18 protein-coding genes and 1 pseudogene are annotated in these 18,793 nt (G+C 70.7%); 6 read left to right on the top strand and 13 right to left on the bottom strand.

From position 1 onward, the window contains the following. Positions 1–195: 195 nt before the first annotated feature. Positions 196–375: a nitronate monooxygenase gene (locus GQF42_RS40660; protein ID WP_199272970.1), complete on the bottom strand. Its 180-nt coding sequence runs from the start codon at positions 373–375 to the stop codon at positions 196–198. A 134-nt stretch (positions 376–509) separates the two neighbouring features. Further along, on the bottom strand, positions 510–965 hold the full coding sequence (locus GQF42_RS40655) for a hypothetical protein (protein ID WP_158928445.1): 456 nt from the start codon (positions 963–965) through the stop codon (positions 510–512). Between the two features lie 509 nt (positions 966–1,474). Between GQF42_RS40655 and GQF42_RS47855 the strand changes: the two are divergent. From GQF42_RS47855 to GQF42_RS40635, 4 genes and pseudogenes are all read left to right on the top strand, one after another. Then, positions 1,475–1,927 (top strand): annotated as a pseudogene (locus GQF42_RS47855) (methyltransferase family protein); the annotation flags it as partial. A gap of 241 nt (positions 1,928–2,168) precedes the next feature. Next, positions 2,169–2,918 carry an SDR family oxidoreductase gene (locus GQF42_RS40645; protein WP_158928443.1) on the top strand — a complete coding sequence of 250 codons (750 nt, stop codon included), beginning with the start codon at positions 2,169–2,171 and terminating at the stop codon, positions 2,916–2,918. Between the two features lie 117 nt (positions 2,919–3,035). Beyond that, on the top strand, positions 3,036–3,500 hold the full coding sequence (locus tag GQF42_RS40640; RefSeq protein ID WP_158928441.1) for a MerR family transcriptional regulator: 465 nt from the start codon (positions 3,036–3,038) through the stop codon (positions 3,498–3,500). A gap of 8 nt (positions 3,501–3,508) precedes the next feature. Further along, positions 3,509–4,534, top strand: coding sequence for an aldo/keto reductase (locus GQF42_RS40635; protein WP_158928439.1), 1,026 nt, complete (start codon positions 3,509–3,511; stop codon positions 4,532–4,534). On the opposite strand, the gene GQF42_RS47380 is transcribed toward GQF42_RS40635, so the two are convergent. From GQF42_RS47380 to GQF42_RS47850, 5 genes are read right to left on the bottom strand one after another with little or no spacing between them, the layout of a single operon-like run. Continuing rightward, positions 4,531–4,905, bottom strand: a complete 375-nt coding sequence (locus tag GQF42_RS47380) for a hypothetical protein (protein ID WP_325100395.1) — start codon at positions 4,903–4,905, stop codon at positions 4,531–4,533. The two genes, GQF42_RS40635 and GQF42_RS47380, sit on opposite strands and share 4 nt — an antisense overlap. Positions 4,906–4,934: 29 nt before the next feature. Continuing rightward, entirely contained in the window at positions 4,935–5,351 is a 417-nt protein-coding gene (locus GQF42_RS40630; RefSeq protein ID WP_325100394.1) for a type 1 periplasmic-binding domain-containing protein, read from the bottom strand. A 21-nt stretch (positions 5,352–5,372) separates the two neighbouring features. Beyond that, positions 5,373–6,797, bottom strand: coding sequence for a phytoene desaturase family protein (locus tag GQF42_RS40625; RefSeq protein WP_158928437.1), 1,425 nt, complete (start codon positions 6,795–6,797; stop codon positions 5,373–5,375). 30 nt (positions 6,798–6,827) lie between these two features. Continuing rightward, on the bottom strand, positions 6,828–9,164 hold the full coding sequence (locus tag GQF42_RS40620) for an FdhF/YdeP family oxidoreductase (RefSeq protein WP_158928435.1): 2,337 nt from the start codon (positions 9,162–9,164) through the stop codon (positions 6,828–6,830). Positions 9,165–9,215: 51 nt separating this feature from the next. Further along, a complete protein-coding gene (locus tag GQF42_RS47850) occupies positions 9,216–9,293 on the bottom strand; it encodes a 50S ribosomal protein bL37 (protein ID WP_373287922.1) in 78 nt (25 codons plus the stop codon). Positions 9,294–9,404: 111 nt separating this feature from the next. On the opposite strand from GQF42_RS47850, the gene GQF42_RS40610 reads away from it, so the two are divergent. After that, positions 9,405–9,881, top strand: coding sequence for a GreA/GreB family elongation factor (locus tag GQF42_RS40610; protein WP_158928431.1), 477 nt, complete (start codon positions 9,405–9,407; stop codon positions 9,879–9,881). 102 nt (positions 9,882–9,983) lie between these two features. Here GQF42_RS40610 and GQF42_RS40605 read toward each other — a convergent pair whose 3' ends face one another. From GQF42_RS40605 to GQF42_RS40590, 4 genes are all read right to left on the bottom strand, one after another. Beyond that, positions 9,984–10,268 carry a hypothetical protein gene (locus GQF42_RS40605; RefSeq protein ID WP_158928429.1) on the bottom strand — a complete coding sequence of 95 codons (285 nt, stop codon included), beginning with the start codon at positions 10,266–10,268 and terminating at the stop codon, positions 9,984–9,986. 13 nt (positions 10,269–10,281) lie between these two features. Beyond that, a complete protein-coding gene (locus GQF42_RS40600; RefSeq protein WP_158928427.1) occupies positions 10,282–12,828 on the bottom strand; it encodes an ATP-dependent Clp protease ATP-binding subunit in 2,547 nt (848 codons plus the stop codon). A gap of 90 nt (positions 12,829–12,918) precedes the next feature. Next, entirely contained in the window at positions 12,919–13,302 is a 384-nt protein-coding gene (locus GQF42_RS40595) for an encapsulin (RefSeq protein WP_233273844.1), read from the bottom strand. 121 nt (positions 13,303–13,423) lie between these two features. Further along, complete coding sequence (locus tag GQF42_RS40590) at positions 13,424–14,416, bottom strand: Dyp-type peroxidase (protein ID WP_199272969.1); 993 nt, start codon at positions 14,414–14,416, stop codon at positions 13,424–13,426. 137 nt (positions 14,417–14,553) lie between these two features. Between GQF42_RS40590 and GQF42_RS40585 the strand changes: the two genes are divergently transcribed. Next, complete coding sequence (locus GQF42_RS40585; protein ID WP_158928425.1) at positions 14,554–15,489, top strand: LysR family transcriptional regulator; 936 nt, start codon at positions 14,554–14,556, stop codon at positions 15,487–15,489. Positions 15,490–15,505: 16 nt separating this feature from the next. Here GQF42_RS40585 and fdhD read toward each other — a convergent pair whose 3' ends face one another. Both fdhD and GQF42_RS40575 read right to left on the bottom strand, forming a co-directional pair. Beyond that, complete coding sequence (gene fdhD / locus GQF42_RS40580; RefSeq protein ID WP_158928423.1) at positions 15,506–16,342, bottom strand: formate dehydrogenase accessory sulfurtransferase FdhD; 837 nt, start codon at positions 16,340–16,342, stop codon at positions 15,506–15,508. After that, positions 16,330–18,651 (bottom strand): FdhF/YdeP family oxidoreductase, encoded by a 2,322-nt coding sequence (locus GQF42_RS40575; RefSeq protein ID WP_158928421.1) that lies wholly within the window; start codon positions 18,649–18,651, stop codon positions 16,330–16,332. The genes fdhD and GQF42_RS40575 overlap by 13 nt, the downstream gene beginning before the upstream one ends. Between the last annotated feature and the right edge of the window lie 142 nt (positions 18,652–18,793).

Raw genomic sequence — 18,793 nt, 5'->3', positions numbered from 1 at the left:
CCCTGGAGTCCGCGACGCCGAGTGAGCCGGATGCTCCGGTGGACAGACCGAGCAAGTCGAGCCGGTCGTACCGGAAGGACGGGACGGACGCGCTCAGCCTCTGCCCGCGCGGGCCAGTCCGCCCTCCGCCTGGGTCGCCAGGACGCCGACCGGATCGGCGGCGGACAGCTGGTCGTCTTCCGGCACCTTCGGCGGTCACGAGCGGCAGCTCGCGTCGGAGCCGGCCAGATCGCCGGTCCCGCCCCCCACCAGTCCGAGCCCGCCTCCGCGCGAGACCGCGCCGGCGAGCGCGCCACCGGCCCAGCCGCCCATCGGCGCCGGCGCGACCGGGTGCTCCACACCGGACAAATGCGCAAACACTGTCGACAACCCCATGGAACCATCATGTCCCCGCCCCACGTCGTGCCACAGGCAGATCGGTGGTTCCGCCCGAGCGGTGTGCCGGCGGCGGCCCGCTCCCCCAGAGACCGCCGCCGGCTGCTTTTGTGCGGACGTCCCCGCGGTACGCGCTACAGCGAGGCGAACTCGGCGGTGGCCCCGTCTCCGTTGAGGCTGAAGCCGAGCTTCTCGGCGACGAGGGTCGTGCCGTCGCTGAAGCAGAGCGTGACGCGGGCGTCGTCGACGGGCCAGTTGTCGCTGCCCTTCGTCTTGATCCACATCCGGACCTTGAACCCGTCGCAGTCCGACTTGCGTGCACCGGGCGCCTCGACAGCCAGCGGCACGATGTGGTGGGAGTCGTCCTCGTAGGTGGTCATGTCCATGCCTGAACTGTCCGCGTTGTTGATCGAGGCCGGCAGGGCCTTTTCGTCACCGGTTTTCACGGTGAGGTGAGTGCCGGTGTCCGGATCCTTGTTGTCCGAATCTCCGGTCAGGGTGAAGAGTTCGGCGCGGAACAGGATCGGCGCTGCACCAACGCCCGCCTCCTCCGCCCCGTTGGCCTGCCCTGCATCCACCCCCTCGGTCATGCACACATCCCTCAGCAGGTATTCGAGGAATTCGGTCTCCCGTGACGTACCCTCACCCGCCGACCCTAACGGTCGCCGCCGTGAAGAAATGATTCCGCCCCCTTATTTCATATAGGCCGACTAACGGCTCTCGCATACGGACCAGACTTCCCGCAACAGCACCGGACAGTCCTCGCCGTACGTGGGCAACGGCCGCGTACACCGCGCCGAGTGCCGCCCGCAACGGGTGGTTCGGAACTGCAGGGGACCTGCTCCCAACGTCTGCGGATTCGGGCCCCGCACCAGGAGCGGGACATGCCCGGCACCACTACGTCCCGGCACTGACAACGCCCGGCCTCCGGCACATCGCCGCACCCACGTCGTCCCGCTGCTGTGCGGTGTCGCCCGTGGGGTGGAGATCCGAGGTGGAGGAATCGGGTGGAGACGATTTCCACCCGTGGGTGCGTGCTTCGAGAGAGGCAACGGGCGACCGTGGAACGTGACATCGCCGAAGGTGAGGAGCGAGCGCGATGGCTCTCCCCAGTCTGTTCTCCGTGCTGGGCATCATGTGCTGGATCGGGTACGAGATACTGCTGCGCCGTCGGGAGGACTCGGCCGCCGTTACGTGGCAGGCGGACGACCGGGACCGGGGTTCGACCCGGCTGCTTATCGTCTCCTACGTGGCCGCAGCCGTGATCAATACGGTGTTGGGCAGCACGTCGGTCGGCCAACTCCCCATAGCCGTACGCTGGTTCGGCGTCGCTGCCTTGGCCGGCGGGCTGACACTGCGTGCCTGGGGCATGCACACCCTGGCCCAGTACTACACGCGTACGCTGCGCACGGTCGACGATCAGCGTGTGGTCCAGGAGGGCCCGTACCGTCTGATACGCCATCCCGGGTACTGCGGCAGCCTGCTGGTGTGGGCCGGCTACTCGCTGGGCCTGGGCAGCCGGCCCGCGACCCTGATCGTGGCCGCGCTGCTCACGGCGTCCTATCTCTGGCGCATCAGTGCGGAGGAGCGACTGCTGACGGCGGCCTTCGGCCCGGCGTACACGGACTATCGCGGCGGACGAAGCGCCTGGTCCCTTTCCTCTTCTGATTGTCTCCCGACAGGGTGCCGTCCGCGTCCGGCTCCCCCTTCGCCTGACGGCACCCCATCCTCCCCGGCAGGTCGAGGTCCGTTCACCGCCAGCGTGCCTCACGCCCCGCCGATGAGATGGGGACATGACTTCACAAGCACCTCTGAACGGCAGGAAGGCACTGGTCACCGGCGGCAGCCGCGGCATCGGTGCGGCGACGGCACGACGACTGGCACAGCAGGGCGCGGACGTGGCCGTGACCTATGTGCACGGCAAGGAAGCGGCGGCGGAGGTGGTACGGGACATCGAGGCCCTCGGACGGCGGGCGGTCGCCCTGCGGGCCGACGCCGCGGACGCACAGGAGGCGACGGAGGCGGTACATCATGCGGCGCGGACGCTGGGAAGCCTGGACGTGCTGGTGAACAACGCGGCCCTCGGTGTGATGCAGCCGCTGCAGGACCTGTCGCTCGCCGACGTGGACCGGCTCATCGCCGTGAACATCCGCGGGGTGTTCCTCACCTCCCAGGCCGCTGCCGCGCTCATGGCGCCCGGCGGGCGGATCATCACGATCGGCAGCTGCATCACCCAGCGCGTACCGGGGCCCGGGGCCACGTTGTACACCATGACCAAATCGGCGGTCGTCGGGCTGACGAACGCGCTGGCCCGGGAGCTGGGCGCGCGAGGGATCACCGCGAACGTCGTCCATCCGGGCCCGATCGACACCGAAATGAACCCCGCCGACGGTCCCTCCGCGTCCGGCCAGGCTGCCATGACCGCGCTGGGCCGCTTCGGCAGGGCCGAGGAGGTGGCGTCCGCGGTCGCCTATCTCGCGGGACCGGACACGGTGTACCTGACGGGTGCGGAGCTGGCGGTCGACGGCGGCTACGCGGCTTGAGCGGGTGGGGTGGGGTGCGCCCGGGCCGGCGCGGCGCACCCCACCCCCCGGCTTCGAGGGGGCGGTTCACGGAACGCACTTGCTTAAAGCGCACTTGAACCCTCTAGCGTGATCCACATGACGGTGATCGACAGCACCCGGGTGAAGTCCCTGCGCGGGGACTCCTGTTCCTCCCCCGGACCGGAGCGGCCTCGGCCGGACGGTCAGGGCCGCTACACGATCAGCGAGGTCGCGGCGTTCACCGGTCTCCGCGCGCACACGCTGCGCTGGTACGAACAGATCGGCCTGATGCGGCAGGTGGATCGGTCACACGCCGGCCAGCGCCGCTTCGACGACCGGGACCTGGAGTGGCTCTCCTGTGTGACCAGGCTGCGGCTGACGGGGATGCCGGTCGCCGACATGGTGCGCTTCGCGCACCTGGTCCGGCAGGGAGCGCAGACGTACGGGGAACAGCGGCGGATGCTGGAGCGGACCCGCGGCGAGGTCCTCGCGCGCATCGCCGAGTTGCACGACACCCTCACCTACATCGACGCCAAGATCGACTCTTACGGGGACGCCCAGCGGGCGTCGGAAGGAGCCTGAGCGCCACCATGGGCAGCACCATCGAGCAGATACGCAAGGTCGAACTGGGCACCGGCGGACCCCTCGTCGGGGTCCAGGGCTTCGGCGCCATGGGCATCAGCGCGGCCTACGGCCAGACCGATGACGCCGCCGCCCGTGACACCCTGGAGGCGGCCGTCGAGGCGGGCGTCACCCTCATCGACACCGCCGACGTGTACGGCATCGGGGCCAACGAGGAGTTCCTCGCGCCGTTCGTCGCCGCGCACCGTGACACCCTCACCGTGGCCACCAAGTTCGGCATCGAATACCGTGCCGACGACCCGTCCTACCGAGCCATCCGCAACGACCCCGACTACATCAGGAAGGCCGCCGAGGCGAGCCTGCGCCGGCTGGGTGTCGAGGCCATCGACCTGTACTACATGCACCGCCGGGACCTCGCCGTCCCGCTGGCCGAGTCGGTCGGCACCATGGCCGAACTCGTGCGGGAGGGCAAGGTCAGGCACCTGGGCCTCAGCGAGGTCACCGGTGACGAGCTGCGCGAGGCGCACGCCGTGCACCCGATCACCGCCGTACAGACGGAGTGGTCGCTGTTCAGCCGGGACGTCGAGCGCAGTGTGGTGGGCGCTGCCGCCGAGCTGGGAGTCGCCTTCGTGCCGTACTCGCCGCTCGGCCGGGGCTTTTTGACCGGCGCCTTCGCGGACGCGGGCAAGGACCTGTCCGGCGGTGACTTCCGGCAGCTGATGCCCCGGTTCAGCGGCGACAACGCCAAGGCGAACGCGGCGCTCCTCGCGCCCGTGCACGAGATCGCGGCCGACCACGGGGCGACCACCGCGCAGATCGCCCTGGCCTGGGTGCAGCAGCGGGCGCAGGTGCACGGTCTGACGGTGGTACCGATCCCGGGAACCCGCAAGCGCAGCCGGCTGCTCGAGAACGCCGGGGCCACCCGGATCACGCTGAGCGCGCAGGAGCTGGCGCTGCTGGAGCCGATCGCCGACCGGGTGGCGGGCGAACGCTACGCGGACATGTCGCTCACCTCGGCGGGCCGGGAGTCCTAGGGGTTCCGCTCGGCTCCGGTCGCCGCTACGAGCACCCGTACGTCCCATGGGCCGGGTTCGACCGTCGTTCCAGCCGGTACGTCCTCGACCGCGAGGACGTCGCCTTGGCGCCGACGGGATCCCAGCTCCAGTTGCGGACGATGTGGACGCGTCGGCCGTCGGGTGACGTACCGGTGGAGGCCGTGGCGGACGGCGGGACGGCCGGCCGTTGCGCGGCGCGGGCGCCGGTCAGTCGGCGAGGGCCCGGGCGAGGTCGCGGGACCGACCGGGGCCACGGCGTCGAAGGGCCGGCGCACGGTGGTCAGCGGCGGACCGATGCGGACAGCGAGGCGGACGTCGGCGAAGCCGGCCACGCTCACGTCCTCGGGCACGCGCAGCCCGGCCTCGGTGAGCGCGTGGATCAGGCCGGCGCCATGTCGCCGGCGGCGAACACCGCCGTGAGTTCGGGCTGTTCGGGGAGCGCGCGGCCCGCCGTGTATCCGGACGCGGCCGACCAGCCACTCTCGACGGCCGGCTGCTGCGGGACACCGCGCTCCGCAAGTGCCGTACGCCACCCGTCGGGTCGGCCCCGGGCGACGAACCGCCACTGGGGGCCGAGCAGGTGATGCACCGTCGTATGGTCCAGCTCCAGCAGGTGTTCGGTGGCCGCACGCGCCAGGGCCGCGCCGCCGTCCGCGGTCACGGCGCAGGGCCCCACCGAACCAGGTGGTGCGCCGAGGACCGGCACCAGGACGTCGGCCGCAACCGCGAGCGAGCCCTCGTCGAGGGGTTCGGACAGCATGACGCCGTCCACGCCCTGTTCGAGGAGCGAGCGCACGGCGCGATACCGGCCGGACCGTCACCTGGACCGGGACCTCACGTGGCGCAGGGCGGCCGTCGCGGCTGCGGCTCCGCAGATGCCGTGGGCGCCGGGGCAGGGTGGGGTGGCCGCCGAGCACAGGAACACACCGGGCACACCGGTCGCATAGGGGTCGAGGGCCGGGCGGGGGCCGAGCAGAAGTTGGCGAGTCGTCTTGGCTCCGGTGACGATGTCCCCGCCCGCGAAGTTGGGGTTGAGGGCTGCGAACCGGGAGGGAGAGGTGGCCTGTTGGGCCACGACACGGTCGCGGACGCCAGGGGCGAAGCGCTCCAGCTGACGGAATATCGCTTCGGTCGCGTCCGCGTCGTACCCGTACGGGACGTGGGCGTAGGTGTAGACGGGGTGGATGTCGCCGACCGAGCGGGAGGGGTCGGCGAGGTACTGCTGGCCGACCAGGACGAACGGGCGCTCGGGCATGCGTCCGGCCACCACGTCCCGTTCCGCCTGCGCCACCTCGGCTATGGGGCCGCCGAGGTGCACGGTGGAGGCCCGGCGTGCGTGTTCGTTGGTCCAGGGCACACCGCCCTGGACGGCGAGGTCGAGCTTGAAGACGCCGGGGGCGCGGCGAAAGCGCTGGTAGGCGGCGCGGGCCCGGGCCGGCATGCGGTCGCCGTAGAGGGCTACGACCTGACCGGGGTCGAGGTCGAGGAGCGTGACGTCGGCGGGCGGAAGCTGCCGGCGGTCGGTGACGCGGACGCCGGTGTGGAGGGTTACTGCGTGCTCGCGCAGCACGCTTTCCATGCCGCGGGCGATGGACCGCGAACCGCCCTCGGCCACGGCCCAGCCGCCCGCGTGGCCCGCGGTGAGGATGCCGAGTCCGACGGCCGAGGTGAACGGGCGCGACAGCGGGCGCAGGGCGTGTGCCGCGACTCCGGCCCACAGGGCCCGTGCCTGCGGGGTGCGGAAGAGGCGGGCGAGCACGGTGGCGGGCAGGGTGGTGGGCAGACCGAAGCGGGCGAGCAGCAGGGGGTGGGAGGGGACGCGGAGCAGCGGGCCCAGCACATCGGGTGCCAGGGTGTCCCAGTGCCGTACGGGAGTGGTGAACAGGGCCCGATAGCGGGTGCCGTCGGGTCCGAGGTGACGCGCGGTGTCCGTGACGGATCGCATCAGGACCCCGGCGCTGCCGTCGTCCAGCGGGTGGACGCAGTCGATGTCGGCCAACCGCCAGCGCAGGCCGTGCTGTTCGAGGGCAAGGGCGCGCAGCGCCGGGGAGGCGACAGCCGTGGGGTGGATGGCCGAGCAGTGGTCGTGCAGCAGGCCGGGCAGGAGAGCCTCATGGCTGCGGGTGCCGCCGCCGATCTCGTCCGCCGCCTCCAGGAGCGTCACCTCGAGCCCCGCCCTGGCGAGAAAGGCCGCGGCGGCGAGCCCGTTGGGCCCGGCGCCGACCACGACCGCGGATGTCATGCCGTGCCCCCGAGGTGCCTCGTGCCGGATTCAAGTGCTCGGGGCGATCGTAACCCGGAGGTGTTTCATGAGGGGCTGGTCGCTCTGCTCGCTGAAGTCGCACAGGGCGACGAGGACGTTCATCTCCGGCATGTAGCCGGCCGCGCAGCCGCGGGGCATGTCGTAGGGGACGGCGAGGAAGCCGTCGAGGGAGCGGGTGGTGCCGTCCTTGGCCGTGCTGACGATGTCCACGGGGCCGAACTCGCAGATGCCGCGTTCGCGCATGTCGTCCTCGTTCATGAAGACCAGCGTGCGCAGGTTCTTGATGCCGCGGTAGCGGTCGTTGTCGGAGTAGATGGTCGTGTTCCACTGGTCGTGGGAGCGCATGGTGCCGAGTGCCAGGGTGCCCGGGGCGGGGACGACGTCGGGCAGCGGGGCGGCGGAGAACTCCGCCTTTCCGGACGGCGTCAGGAAGACCAGTTCGCGGGCGGGCTGTTTGATGCGGAAGCCCAGCGGCAGCCGCACCCGACGGTTGAAGTCCTCGAATCCGTCGAGGACTTGGGCCATGGTGTCGCGGATGCGGTCGTAGTCCTCGGCGTACCACTGCCACGGGGTCGGGCTGTGCGGCAGGGCGGCGCGGGCCATGCCGGCGATGATGGCGGGCTCGGAGAGCAGGTGCCGGGAGGCGGGGCGTTTCATGCCGACGGACAGATGGACCATGCTCATCGAGTCCTCGACCGAGGTGCTCTGGATGCCGCTGCGCCGGTGGTCCTTCTCGGTGCGGCCGAGGCACGGCAGGATGAGGGCCTGTCGGCCGTGGACGACATGGCTGCGGTTCAGCTTCGTGCTCACCTGGACGGTGAGGTCGCAGGAGCGCAGTGCCTCGTAGGTGAGCAGGGTGTCGGGGGCGGCGAGGGCGAAGTTGCCGCCCATGCCGACGAAGACCTTGACGTCGCCGCGCCGCATGGCGGCGACGGTGCCGACGGTGTCCAGGCCGTGCTCGCGGGGCGGGTCGATCCCGCACACCGCGGCAAGCCGGTCGAGGAACTCGGCGCTCGGGCGGTGGTCGATGCCGCAGGTGCGGTTGCCCTGGACGTTGCTGTGGCCGCGCACCGGTGACGGCCCGGCGCCCTCGCGGCCCAGATTGCCGCGCAGCAGAAGCAGGTTGACGATCTCGCGGACGGTGTCGACGCCGTGCTCGTGCTGGCTGAGGCCCAGGCACCAGCTGACGATGCTGCGGTCGGCGTCGCGGTAGACGCGGGCGGCCTTGAGGATGTCGGCGCGGTCGAGGCCCGACTGGCGCTCGATCTCCTGCCAGGGCGTGGCCTCGCACACCTTCCGGTAGTCGTCGAAGCCGATGGTGTGACGTTCGATGAACTCCTGGTCCAGGGCCTTGGGGTCGCTCCTGGCCTGTTCCAGCACGGCCTTCGCCATGCCGCGCAGCAGCGCCATGTCCCCGCCGATGCGCACCTGGAGATTCAGGGTGCTGGTGCGGGTGGAGTGGCCGGTGGCCATGTCCACGAAGTCGTGCGGGATGATCGTGCGCCGGGCGGCCGCCTCGATCAGCGGGTTGACGTGCACGATCTGGGCGCCGCGCCGGTAGGCCTCGGCGAGGGCGGTGAGCATCCGGGGCGCGTTGGAGGCGGCGTTCACGCCCATGATGAACAGGGCGTCTGTGCTCTGCCAGTCCTTGAGGTCGACCGTGCCCTTGCCGGTGCCGAGCGAAGCCTCGAGGGCGCGTCCGCTGGCCTCGTGGCACATGTTGGAGCAGTCGGGGAGGTTGTTGGTGCCCAGTTCCCGGGCCATCAGCTGGTACAGGAAGGTGGCCTCGTTGCCGAGCCGTCCGGAGGTGTAGAAGGCGGCCTGGCCGGGGGCGTCCAGCTCGCGCAGGGTCCGGCCGACCAGCTCGAAGGCGTCGCGCCAGCTGATCGGCACGTAGTGGTCGCGGCCGGGGTCGTAGACCATGGGCTCGGTGAGCCGGCCCTGGTCCTCCAGGGCGAAGTCGCTCCATTCGGACAGTTCGCTCACCGAGTGCTCCGCGAAGAACGCGCGGCCGACCCGCTTTCGGGTCATCTCCCAGGTGACGTGCTTGATCCCGTTCTCGCAGATGTCCAGGCGCAGGCCCTTGGTGTCGTCCGGCCATGCGCACCCGGGGCAGTCGAAGCCCGCGTTCTCGTGGTTCATCCTCACGATCGCGCGCGGTCCGTCGACCAGGGCACCCTCGCGCGCCAGGAACCTGCTCACGCTCTTCGCGGCGCCCCAGCCGGCGGCGGGGTGGTGGTAGGGGCGGAAGGACGGCTCACCCCCGGGGGCGGGGCCCACGCGGGGCTCCGGCCCTTGCTCCCCCTCGGCGGTCCTGCGCTGCTGCTCGTCACGCGAGGTGCTCACGGCTCTCCCCTTCCGCCGTCCGGGTGCGCGGGCCCGGGGTGCCGGCCCGGCTCAGGACTGAGGCCGCTTCCCGTGGTTGGCGGCGTGCTTGCGTCGCGACTTCTTCTTCCTGCGTCGCTTCGAGGACATGGCGACCTCCCCACAAGGGAATGATTCGATATACGATACGAAAAATATCCGCCTCATTATCTTTGCTCGCATCTTGGATCATTTTCGCCCTATACGACCTGAGGAGCCGAAATGACCGGTGACCCCGAGCCGATCGGCGCCGCGGCCCGCCGTGCGCTGGAGCAGGAGCTGTCCGACCTGCACGACGAGCGGCGGCTCGTCGCCGGAACCATGCAGGACACCACCGAGGTGGGCGACCGCGCCGACGAGGCCGACGAGTTGCAGCGGGCCGACCAACTCGACCGCCTGGACCGCCGTATCGAGGAGATCACGGTACGGCTGCGCCAGGCCGCGCCGGCCGGGCCCGCCCCCACCGACGCGGTGGGCGTGGGCAGCACCGTCACCGTCCGCTTCCCGGACGGCTCGGTGGAGAGGCTCCAGATCGGCGAGATCGCCGAGGCGTACGACCAGAACCTGGTCACCTCGGACAGTCCACTCGGCCGTGCCCTGCTCGGCCACCATCCCGGTGAAACCGTCCGCTTCACCGCACCCGGCGGTCCGGCGAGTGCGCTCGTGGTGTCGATCGGCGAGGCGGGCGAAACCGGGTGACAGGCTGAGGCCGGGCGACAGGCCGAACGGCCCTCCCGGCGGCCATGGTTGACCGGTGGCCGCCGGAACCGGTTCTCACGATGCGGGCGTGGCGGGGGTGTGTCAGCCCTCGTAGTCACTCGGCGGGTACGGGTCGCGGTCCTTGCGCCGGGTGTCGCCGGACTTCATCCGGCCCTCGCGCACCTCCTGGTCGACCTCGGCCTGTGCCTCCTCGTACGAGGCGTCGGGGTCCTCCCGGCGCCCGGTCGGCAGACCCGCTTCCCGCCGGTCCTCGCGCGTACGCTCGGCGAGTTCCGGCTCGTCCGGCCGGCGCGGCATACCGCGACCGTGACCGGTGTCCGGATTGCCCTCGACCTGCTCGTTGGACTTGTGGTGGTGACGCGCCATGGGTCCTCCTCCGTCACTGCTCCGGCGCCGCGGTGCCGGCCCCGGCGGAGTCGCCGGAGTCCTCGGCTGCGCCGGAGTCGCCGTTCTTCTTCACCGTGCAGTGCAGCGAGTCGTCCACCACGTCGGCGACGATCGTGTCCCCGGGCTCTGCCTCGCCGCTCAGCAGGAGGGTGGCGATGCGGTTGTCGAGTTCCGCCTGGATGGTGCGGCGCAGCGGACGGGCGCCGAACTCCGGCTGGTGGCCGTGTGCGATGAGCAGCTTCTTCGCGGACTCGGTGACCTCGAGCCGCATGCCCTGCGCGTGCACCCGGCGCTTGCTCTGGTCCAGCAGGTGGTCCACGATCCGGCTCAGGTCGTCCTCGGTCAGACCGTGGAAGATGATGATGTCGTCGATGCGGTTGAGGAACTCCGGCAGGAACCTCGTCCGCAGGTCGTCCATCAACTCGTCCTTCAGCTCGGACACATCGCCCTTGTGGTCGAGGATGCGGTGCGCACCGATGTTGGACGTCATGATGACGACGCAGTGCCGGAAGTCGACGGTGCGGCCCTGCCCGTCGGTCAGCCGGCCGTCGTCCAGGATCTGCAGCAGGGTGTTGAACACGTCGGGGTGGGCCTTCTCCACCTCGTCGAACAGCACCACGCTGTACGGCTGGCGGCGCACCTTCTCGGTCAGCTGGCCCGCCTCCTCGTAGCCGACGTATCCGGGCGGGGCCCCGACGAGCCGTGCGACCGTGTGCTTCTCCTGGAACTCGCTCATGTCGAAGCGGATCATGCGGTCCTCTTCGCCGAACAGCAACGCCGCGAGTGTCTTGGCGAGTTCGGTCTTGCCGACGCCGGTGGGGCCGAGGAAGAGGAACGAGCCCACGGGCCGGTTGGGGTCGCCCATGCCCGCGCGGTTGCGGCGCACGGCCTGCGAGACCGCGGTGACCGCCTCCTCCTGGCCGACGATCCGGGCGTGCATCTCCTCCTCCAGCCTGAGGAGTTTCTCCTTCTCGCTGGCGGTGAGCTGGGCGACCGGGATGCCGGTTCGGCGGGAGACGACGTCCGCGATGTCGGCGGCCGTGACCGACACGACGCCCTCGCGACGCTCCTCGATCCCGGCGAGTTCGCCCTCCACCTCGGAGATCTCCCGCTTCACCTCGGAGGCCTTCTCGAAGTCCTCGGCGGAGACGGCCTGTTCGAGTTCCCGGCGCAGCTTGGCGATACGGTCCTCGCGGCTGACGACCTCGGTGGAGCGGCCCGCGCTGCGCAGCCGTACCCGGGCGCCCGCCTGGTCCATCACGTCGATGGCCTTGTCGGGCAGGAAACGGTCGGTGATGTAGCGGTCGGACATCTCGGCGGCGGCAGCCAGCGCCGCGTCGTCGAAGCGGACCTGGTGGTGGGCCTCGTAGGAGTCACGGAGTCCCTCGAGGATCTGCACGGTCTCCTCGACGGTGGGCTCGGGGACCATCACCGGCTGGAAGCGGCGCTCCAGCGCGGCGTCCTTCTCCACGTACTTGCGGTACTCGTCGATGGTCGTGGCACCGACCACGTGCAGTTCACCGCGTGCGAGTGCGGGCTTGAGCATGTTGCCCGCGTCCATGGACCCCTCGCCCGTCGCACCGGCGCCGACGACCGTGTGCAGTTCGTCGATGAACAGGATGATCTGGCCCTTGGCCTTCTGTACGTCCTCGATGACCTTCTTCAGCCGCTCCTCGAACTGCCCCCGGTACTGCGCTCCCGCCACCATGCCCGACAGGTCGAGGGAGACCACCCGCTTGTCCTTGAGGGTGTCCGGGACCTCGCCCGCCACGATGCGCTGTGCCAGCCCCTCCACGATGGCGGTCTTGCCGACGCCGGGTTCGCCGATGAGCACGGGGTTGTTCTTGGAGCGCCGGGAGAGGATCTCGACGGTCTGCTCGATCTCATCGGCGCGCCCCACCACCGGGTCGAGCTTGCCCGCCTTGGCCTCTTCCGTCAGGTCCCGGCCGTACTCGTCCAACGTCGTGGCCGGCTGCTTGCGCTCGGCGGCCGTCGAGTCGGTGCGGGAGGTCTGTTCGGCAAGGCCCGCCAGCTTGTCCGTGTCCATGCCCTCGGCGCGCAGCAGCTTGGCGGCGCCGGTGTCGCTGTCGCCCAGCAGGGCACTGAGGATGTGTTCCGGACCGATGTACGACACACCGGCCGCCTGCGACTGTGCGTAGGCGGCGCCGAGCGTGCGCTTGGCCGCAGGGGTGAGGCCCGGTTGCGCGGACGGCTCGCCGGACTCGCGCGGGAGGATCTTGGCGATCTCGGCCCCCAGCTCGTCGGGATCGATGCCCACCTGGGACAGCAGCCGCCGGGACGAGTCGACCTTGGTGGCCGCCCAGAGCAGGTGTTCGGTGTCGAGGTCCGTGGTGCCGTCCTCGACGGCCCGTTGCGCGGCCAGGTTGAGCAGTTCCTGCGACGACTCGGTCAGCAGCCGTCCGATGGGCACGCGTTGCACCGCGGGCGGCGATGACGCAGGAGACATACCGAAGAAGCGGTTGAACAACTCGCTGAACGGATCCGACGAACCGAAGGGGGCTCCGAACGACATCGACATGACAGCTCCTGGGCGCGGAGAAACGGTGATCCGCGAAGGTGTGAACGCGGGGCTGATCCGGGGGCCAGTGACCGATCCGGCGGTCAGTACTCACTGAACCCCTCCGCACACGGCACCGCAAACGGAGGACGGTGCCGGGACACCTCCGCCCTCACCGCCCTGCGCGTTCGCCCACGCACTCAGTGCCACCGCGGCCTCGTGGGTGCGGGGCCCGCCGGGCAGGGCGCTCACGCGGTGGGACGTATGGCGGCGCAGCCCGTCGGTCCCGGCCGCCGCGCACCCGTCGAAGACCGCCCCGTCCGCGGCGAACGCCATGGCGCCTGCCGTGTGCCCGACCGGCTCCCGGTCGCAGTCCCGCGCGCCGCGCTCGACGTCGTCCACGGCGTCGCGGCTCACCGTGACCGGCGCCCGCAGTTCCACCAGGTGCTGCGCTCGGCGCAAGCGCGCCGCGACCGCCGGTGCCGGTGCCTCGATGCCGGAGAGATGTCCCGTGCCGACCGCGGCCGGCTGTGGGCCGTCGGGCCGGTGACGTCGACGATCCGCCGGCCCGCGAGATCACGCGGGAAGGCGGTCACGGCGGTGAGCGCCGTCGTGGTCAGGTTCCCTTGAGGCCTGCGCTGTCCGACGATCCGCCGGTCGTCTCGCTCCCGCCGCCCGGAGCGGCGGGAAGGTCGTCGAGGAAACCGATGGTCGGCACATGGAAGAGGCAGCCTGTGACGGGAACCGAGAAGTCGAGAATCCGGTCGTGCTGACCGGGCTCCCGGCCGAGGAACATGTTCCTCAGCATTTCCTCGGTCACGTCCGGCGTGCGTGAGTACCCGATGAAGTAGGTGCCGAACTCGCCCTTTCCGACGGTTCCGAAGGGCATGTTCTCGCGGACGATCTTGCGTTCGGTGCCGTCCTCGTCGGTGATGGTGTTGAGGGCGACATGGGAGTCGGCCGGCTTCATGTCGTCGGGGAACTCCACGTTCGCCAGTTTGGTGCGCCCGATGACCCGGTCCTGTTCCTCGTCGGACAGGGCGTTCCAGGCCGCCATGTCGTGCAGGTACTTCTGCACGATCACATAGCTGCCGCCGGCGAACTCAGCGTCCTCGTCGCCAATGAACACCGAGTCCCGCGCGAGCCTGCCCTCGGGGTTCTCGCTGCCGTCGACGAAGCCGAGCAGATCGCGTTCGTCGAAGAACTTGAAGCCGTGCACCTCGTCCACCACGGTGGCCGCTCCTTCGAGACGTCCCCCGAAAAGCCGGGCCAGCTCGAAGCAGAGGTCCATGCGGTGGGACCGGACGTGGAAGAGGAGGTCGCCGGGCGTGCCGGGAGCCCGGTGGCGCGGGCCCGCCAGGTCCACGAAGGGATGCAGTTGCTTGGGACGCGGCCCGTCGAAGAGCCGGTCCCATGCCTGCGAGCCGATGCCTACGACACAGCTGAGTTCCTCGGCGGGCGCGCGGAAGGCGACCGAGCGGCGCAGAGCGGAGACGTCTTCGAGCAGGCCGCGAGCCGTGTCCTCGCCGCCGGGCGCGATGGTGACGACGAGGAACACGGCGGCCCGGGCCGGCGGGACGATGACGGGCTGTGGATCGACCACGGGCATACGCTTCCCCTTGAGATCCGGTACGACCGCATGCGGGTCGGCTCCTTCGCACCAGCATGGCGCCGCCCGGCCGACTCGGCAGTTCGGCGCCCGTGCGGAGATTGGCATTCCGGGGACCTGTCGGGTACACCCGTCCCGTGCTCTTTCGTCAGCTCGAATACCTTGTCGCGCTCTCCCGCGAGCGGCATTTCGCCCGTGCCGCCCAGGCCTGCTACGTCTCCCAGCCCGCCTTGTCGGAGGCACTGCGCAAGCTGGAGGAGGAACTCGACGTACCGCTGGTGCGACGCGGCCGCAAGTACGAGGGCCTCACCCCGGAGGGAGAGCGCATCGTCGTGTGGGCGCAGCGGATCCTGGCCGACCGCGATGCGCTCAAGGACGAGGTCGACGCGCTGCGCGGCGGTCTGGCCGGGCGCATACGGATCGGCTCGGTGCCGACCGCGTCCGGTGCCGTCGCCCATCTGACCGGCCCGTTCTGCGCGGCGCACCCCCTGGTCACGGTGGAGGTCAGCGCGGACATGCAGTCGGTGGACATCCTGCGGCAGGTGCGGAACTTCGAGCTGGACGCGGGGGTGACGTACCTGCGCGAGGACCTGGCGGATCGGCCGGAGCGTTTCCACACCGTGCCGCTGTACCAGGAGCGGTACGTCCTGCTGCTCTCGGCCGCCGACGCTCTGGCCCGGCGTACGACGGCCACGTGGGCGCAGGCGTCGCAGTTGCCGCTGTGTCTGCTGAGCCGGGCAATGCAGGGGCGCCGGGTGCTGGACGAGCTGTTCGCCGAGGCGGGGACCGAGGCCTCGCCCCGGCTGGAGACCGATTCCGTGGCCGCTCTGTTCGCGCATGTGCGCACGGGACAGTGGGCGAGCATCGTGCCGCATGCCTGGCTGCATGTGTTCGGTGTGCCGCACGGCATGCGGGCGGTGCCCCTGGTCGAGCCCGCGGCCTCGGTGCCGGTGGGCCTGGTGATCGCCGCGCGGGAGCCGGGGTCGGTCATGGCCAGGGCCCTGACGGACATCGCCCGCACGACCGATGTGGCCACGGCTTTGGAGCGTATCCCCGGAGACTCGGGCCGCTGACCTGCGCGCAGGGCGGTCAGCCGACCGGCTGGGGCGCCAGGCGTTCGGCGCCGCTGTAGACGTTCATCGACGTTCCGCGCAGGAAGCCGACCAGGGTCAGTCCGCTCTCGGCCGCCAGGTCCACGGCCAGCGAGGAGGGTGCCGAGACGGCCGCGAGCAGGGGGATTCCGGCCAGGACGGCCTTTTGCACCAGCTCGAACGAGGCTCGCCCGCTGACCAGGAGCACGGTGTTGCGCAGCGGCAGCAGGCCCGAGCGCAGGGCATGTCCGACGACCTTGTCGACAGCGTTGTGCCGGCCCACGTCCTCGCGCAGGCACAGCAGCTCGCCGTCCGCCGTGAACAGGCCTGCCGCGTGCAGAGCGCCGGTGCTGTCGAACACCCGCTGGGCCGCCCGCAGCCGCTCGGGCAGCGCGGCGAGCAGCTGCGGTGCCACGCTCAGCGGATCCTCGGCCACGGACCATCGCCTCGCCATGCGCACCGCGTCGAGGCTCGCCTTGCCGCACAGGCCGCACGAGGAGGTGGTGTAGAAATTCCGCTCCAGCGACGCGGTGGGCAGGCTCACCCCTGGCGCGAGACCCACGTCGACCACGTTGTAGGTGTTTCCGCCGTCCGCCGTGGCGCCCGCGCAGTAGCGGATCCCGGTGACGTCACCGGCGGCGTGCACGACGCCCTCGCCGACCAGGAACCCCGTCGCGAGGTCGAAGTCGTCGCCCGGGGTGCGCATGGTCACGGTGAGCGGACGGCCACCCACCCGGATCTCCATGGGTTCCTCGGCGGCCAGGGTGTCCGGCCGGTGCGAGGGCACGGCGTCGCGGATGCGCAGCACCCGCCGCCGTACGGTCACACGTCCCATGGTCCTGTACCTCCCCCCGTCTCCTCGGCGCGTGCGGGCTCCAGCCGGACCAACACCCCTTTGGAGGTGGGCGTGTTGCTGATGTCGGCGACGCTGTCGAGCGGTACCAGGACGTTCGTCTCGGGGTAGTAGGAGGCGGCCGAGCCACGGCTGGTGGGGTAGGCGACGACGCGGAAGCCCTCCGCCCGGCGCGCACGTCCGTCGTGCCAGACGGCGACCAGGTCCACCAGGTCGCGGTCGGCGTACCCGAGTGCTTCGAGGTCGTCGGGGTTGACGAGGACGACACGGCGGGCGTTGTGGATGCCGCGGTAGCGGTCGTTCATCGCGTAGGGAACGGTGTTCCACTGGTCGTGGGAGCGCAGCGTCTGGAGCAGCAGATGCCCCTCGGGGATGTCGGGCATCGTGAAGTCGTTGCGGGTGAAGACGGCCTTGCCGCTCGAGGTGCGGAAGACTCGCGCGTTGACCGGGTTGGGCAGCCGGAACCCGCCGGGCCTGGCCACGCGGGCGTTGAAGTCCTCGAAGCCGGGGACGACGCGGGAGATGCGGTCGCGGACGGTGCCGTAGTCGGCCTCGAATTCCTCCCAGGGGATGTCCGGGGTGTCGCCGAGGGTCCTGCGGGCCAGCCGGCTGATGATCGCGACCTCGCTGAGCAGATGCGGGGAGGCCGGATCCAGCTTGCCGCGGGAGGCGTGCACCTCGCTCATGGAGTCCTCGACGGTGACGAACTGCTCACCGGCCGCCTGGATGTCCCGGTCGCTGCGGCCGAGGGTGGGCAGGATGAGGGCGGTCTCGCCGCAGACCGTGTGGGAGCGGTTGAGCTTCGTGGAGATGTGCGCGGTGAGCCGGCACCGTCGCATCGCCTCCTCGGTGACCAGGCTGTCCGGGGTGGCCCGTACGAAGTTGCCGGCGACGCCGAGGAACACCTTGGCGGTGCCGTCGCGCATGGCCCGGATGCCGTCGACCGAGTCCAGTCCGTGCCGCGCGGGCGGGGTGAAGCCGAACTCGCGTTCCAGGGCGTCGAGAAAGGACTGGGGCATCCGCTCCCAGATACCCATGGTGCGGTCGCCCTGGACGTTGCTGTGGCCGCGCACCGGACACACCCCCGCGCCCGGCCGGCCGACGTTGCCGCGCAGCAGCAGGAAGTTGACCACCTCGCGGATGGTGGGCACGCCGTGCTTGTGCTGGGTGAGTCCCATCGCCCAGCAGACGATGATCTTCCCGCTGCGCAGCACCCGGCCGTGGACGGCCTCGATCTCCTCGCGGCGCAGCCCGGTCGCGGCAAGGACGTCCTCCCACGCGATCTTCCGGGCGTGGTCGGCGAACTCGGCGAAGCCGGTGGTGTGGGCTCTGATGAAATCGTGGTCGAGGACGGTGCCGGGGCGCTCGTCCTCGGCCTCCAGCAGCAGTCGGTTGAGCGCCTGGAACAGGGCGAGGTCGCCGCCGGGGCGGATCTGCAGGAACTGGTCGGCGATCTCGGTGCCCCGGCCGATCACCCCGCGTGCCTTCTGCGGGTGCTTGAAGCGCAGCAGTCCGGCCTCGGGCAGCGGGTTGACGGCGACGACCGTGCCACCGCGCCGCTTGGTCTCCTCCAGCGCGGACAGCATGCGCGGGTGGTTGGTGCCCGGGTTCTGTCCGACGACGAAGACCAGGTCGGCGGTGTGGATGTCGTCCAGCGAGACGCTGCCCTTGCCGATGCCGAGCGTCTGCGTCAGCGCGGAGCCGCTCGACTCGTGGCACATGTTGGAACAGTCCGGCAGGTTGTTGGTGCCGAAGGCGCGGGCGAAGAGCTGGAGGAGGAACGCGGCCTCGTTGCCCACCCGGCCGGAGGTGTAGAAAAGGGCCTCGTCCGGGGAGTCCAGCCGGCCCAGTTCCCCGGCGAGCACCCCGAACGCCTCGTCCCAGCCGATGGGTTCGTAGTGCTCGGCGCCGGGCCGCTTGATCATCGGCTCGGTCAGCCGGCCCTGCTGGTTGAGCCAGTAGTCCGACTTGGCGCCGAGTTCGGCGATTGAGTACCGGCGGAAGACCTCGGTGGTGACGCGGCGCGTGGTGGCCTCGTCGTTGATGTGCTTGGCACCGTTCTCGCAGTATTCGTTGAGGTGCCGCTTACCGGCCGCGGGCTCGGGCCAGGCGCAGCCCGGGCAGTCGATGCCCCTGGCCTGGTTGACGTTGAGCAGGGTCAGCGCGGTCCGTCGTACGGAGGTCTGTGCCAGGGAGTAGGCCAGCGCGTGGGTCACCGCCGGGACGCCGGTGGCCCAGCGCTTGGGCGGGGTGACTGCCAGATCGTCTACGGGGTCCTCGATGCCGCTCATGATCCGGCAGCATCCGCCCCCTTCCAGTGGGACGTCAAAGCGTTCTTTCCAATGAGCCGATAAGCGCTGGTTATCGGATAGGCGGCGCCTATCGGCAGACAAACAGCCCCTCTTTGACTTCGCCGGACGGTCGGCCGACGAT

The sequence above is a fragment of the Streptomyces broussonetiae genome (assembly GCF_009796285.1).
Classification (GTDB): Bacteria; Actinomycetota; Actinomycetes; order Streptomycetales; family Streptomycetaceae; genus Streptomyces; species Streptomyces broussonetiae.
This window is presented reverse-complemented; position numbering and strand designations above follow the sequence as displayed.

Excerpts from the sequence above, each read along its gene's own strand:
- GQF42_RS40610 (WP_158928431.1), top strand. The coding sequence starts at position 9,405 with ATGACCGGTGACCCCGAGCCGATCGGCGCCGCGGCCCGCCGTGCGCTG.
- GQF42_RS40600 (WP_158928427.1), bottom strand. The coding sequence starts at position 12,828 with ATGTCGATGTCGTTCGGAGCCCCCTTCGGTTCGTCGGATCCGTTCAGC.
- GQF42_RS40605 (WP_158928429.1), bottom strand. The coding sequence starts at position 10,268 with ATGGCGCGTCACCACCACAAGTCCAACGAGCAGGTCGAGGGCAATCCG.
- GQF42_RS40640 (WP_158928441.1), top strand. The coding sequence starts at position 3,036 with ATGACGGTGATCGACAGCACCCGGGTGAAGTCCCTGCGCGGGGACTCC.
- GQF42_RS40655 (WP_158928445.1), bottom strand. The coding sequence starts at position 965 with ATGACCGAGGGGGTGGATGCAGGGCAGGCCAACGGGGCGGAGGAGGCG.
- GQF42_RS40575 (WP_158928421.1), bottom strand. The coding sequence starts at position 18,651 with ATGAGCGGCATCGAGGACCCCGTAGACGATCTGGCAGTCACCCCGCCC.
- GQF42_RS40590 (WP_199272969.1), bottom strand. The coding sequence starts at position 14,416 with ATGCCCGTGGTCGATCCACAGCCCGTCATCGTCCCGCCGGCCCGGGCC.
- GQF42_RS40660 (WP_199272970.1), bottom strand. The coding sequence starts at position 375 with ATGGGGTTGTCGACAGTGTTTGCGCATTTGTCCGGTGTGGAGCACCCG.
- GQF42_RS40645 (WP_158928443.1), top strand. The coding sequence starts at position 2,169 with ATGACTTCACAAGCACCTCTGAACGGCAGGAAGGCACTGGTCACCGGC.
- fdhD (WP_158928423.1), bottom strand. The coding sequence starts at position 16,342 with ATGGGACGTGTGACCGTACGGCGGCGGGTGCTGCGCATCCGCGACGCC.
- GQF42_RS40635 (WP_158928439.1), top strand. The coding sequence starts at position 3,509 with ATGGGCAGCACCATCGAGCAGATACGCAAGGTCGAACTGGGCACCGGC.
- GQF42_RS40625 (WP_158928437.1), bottom strand. The coding sequence starts at position 6,797 with ATGACATCCGCGGTCGTGGTCGGCGCCGGGCCCAACGGGCTCGCCGCC.
- GQF42_RS47850 (WP_373287922.1), bottom strand. The coding sequence starts at position 9,293 with ATGTCCTCGAAGCGACGCAGGAAGAAGAAGTCGCGACGCAAGCACGCC.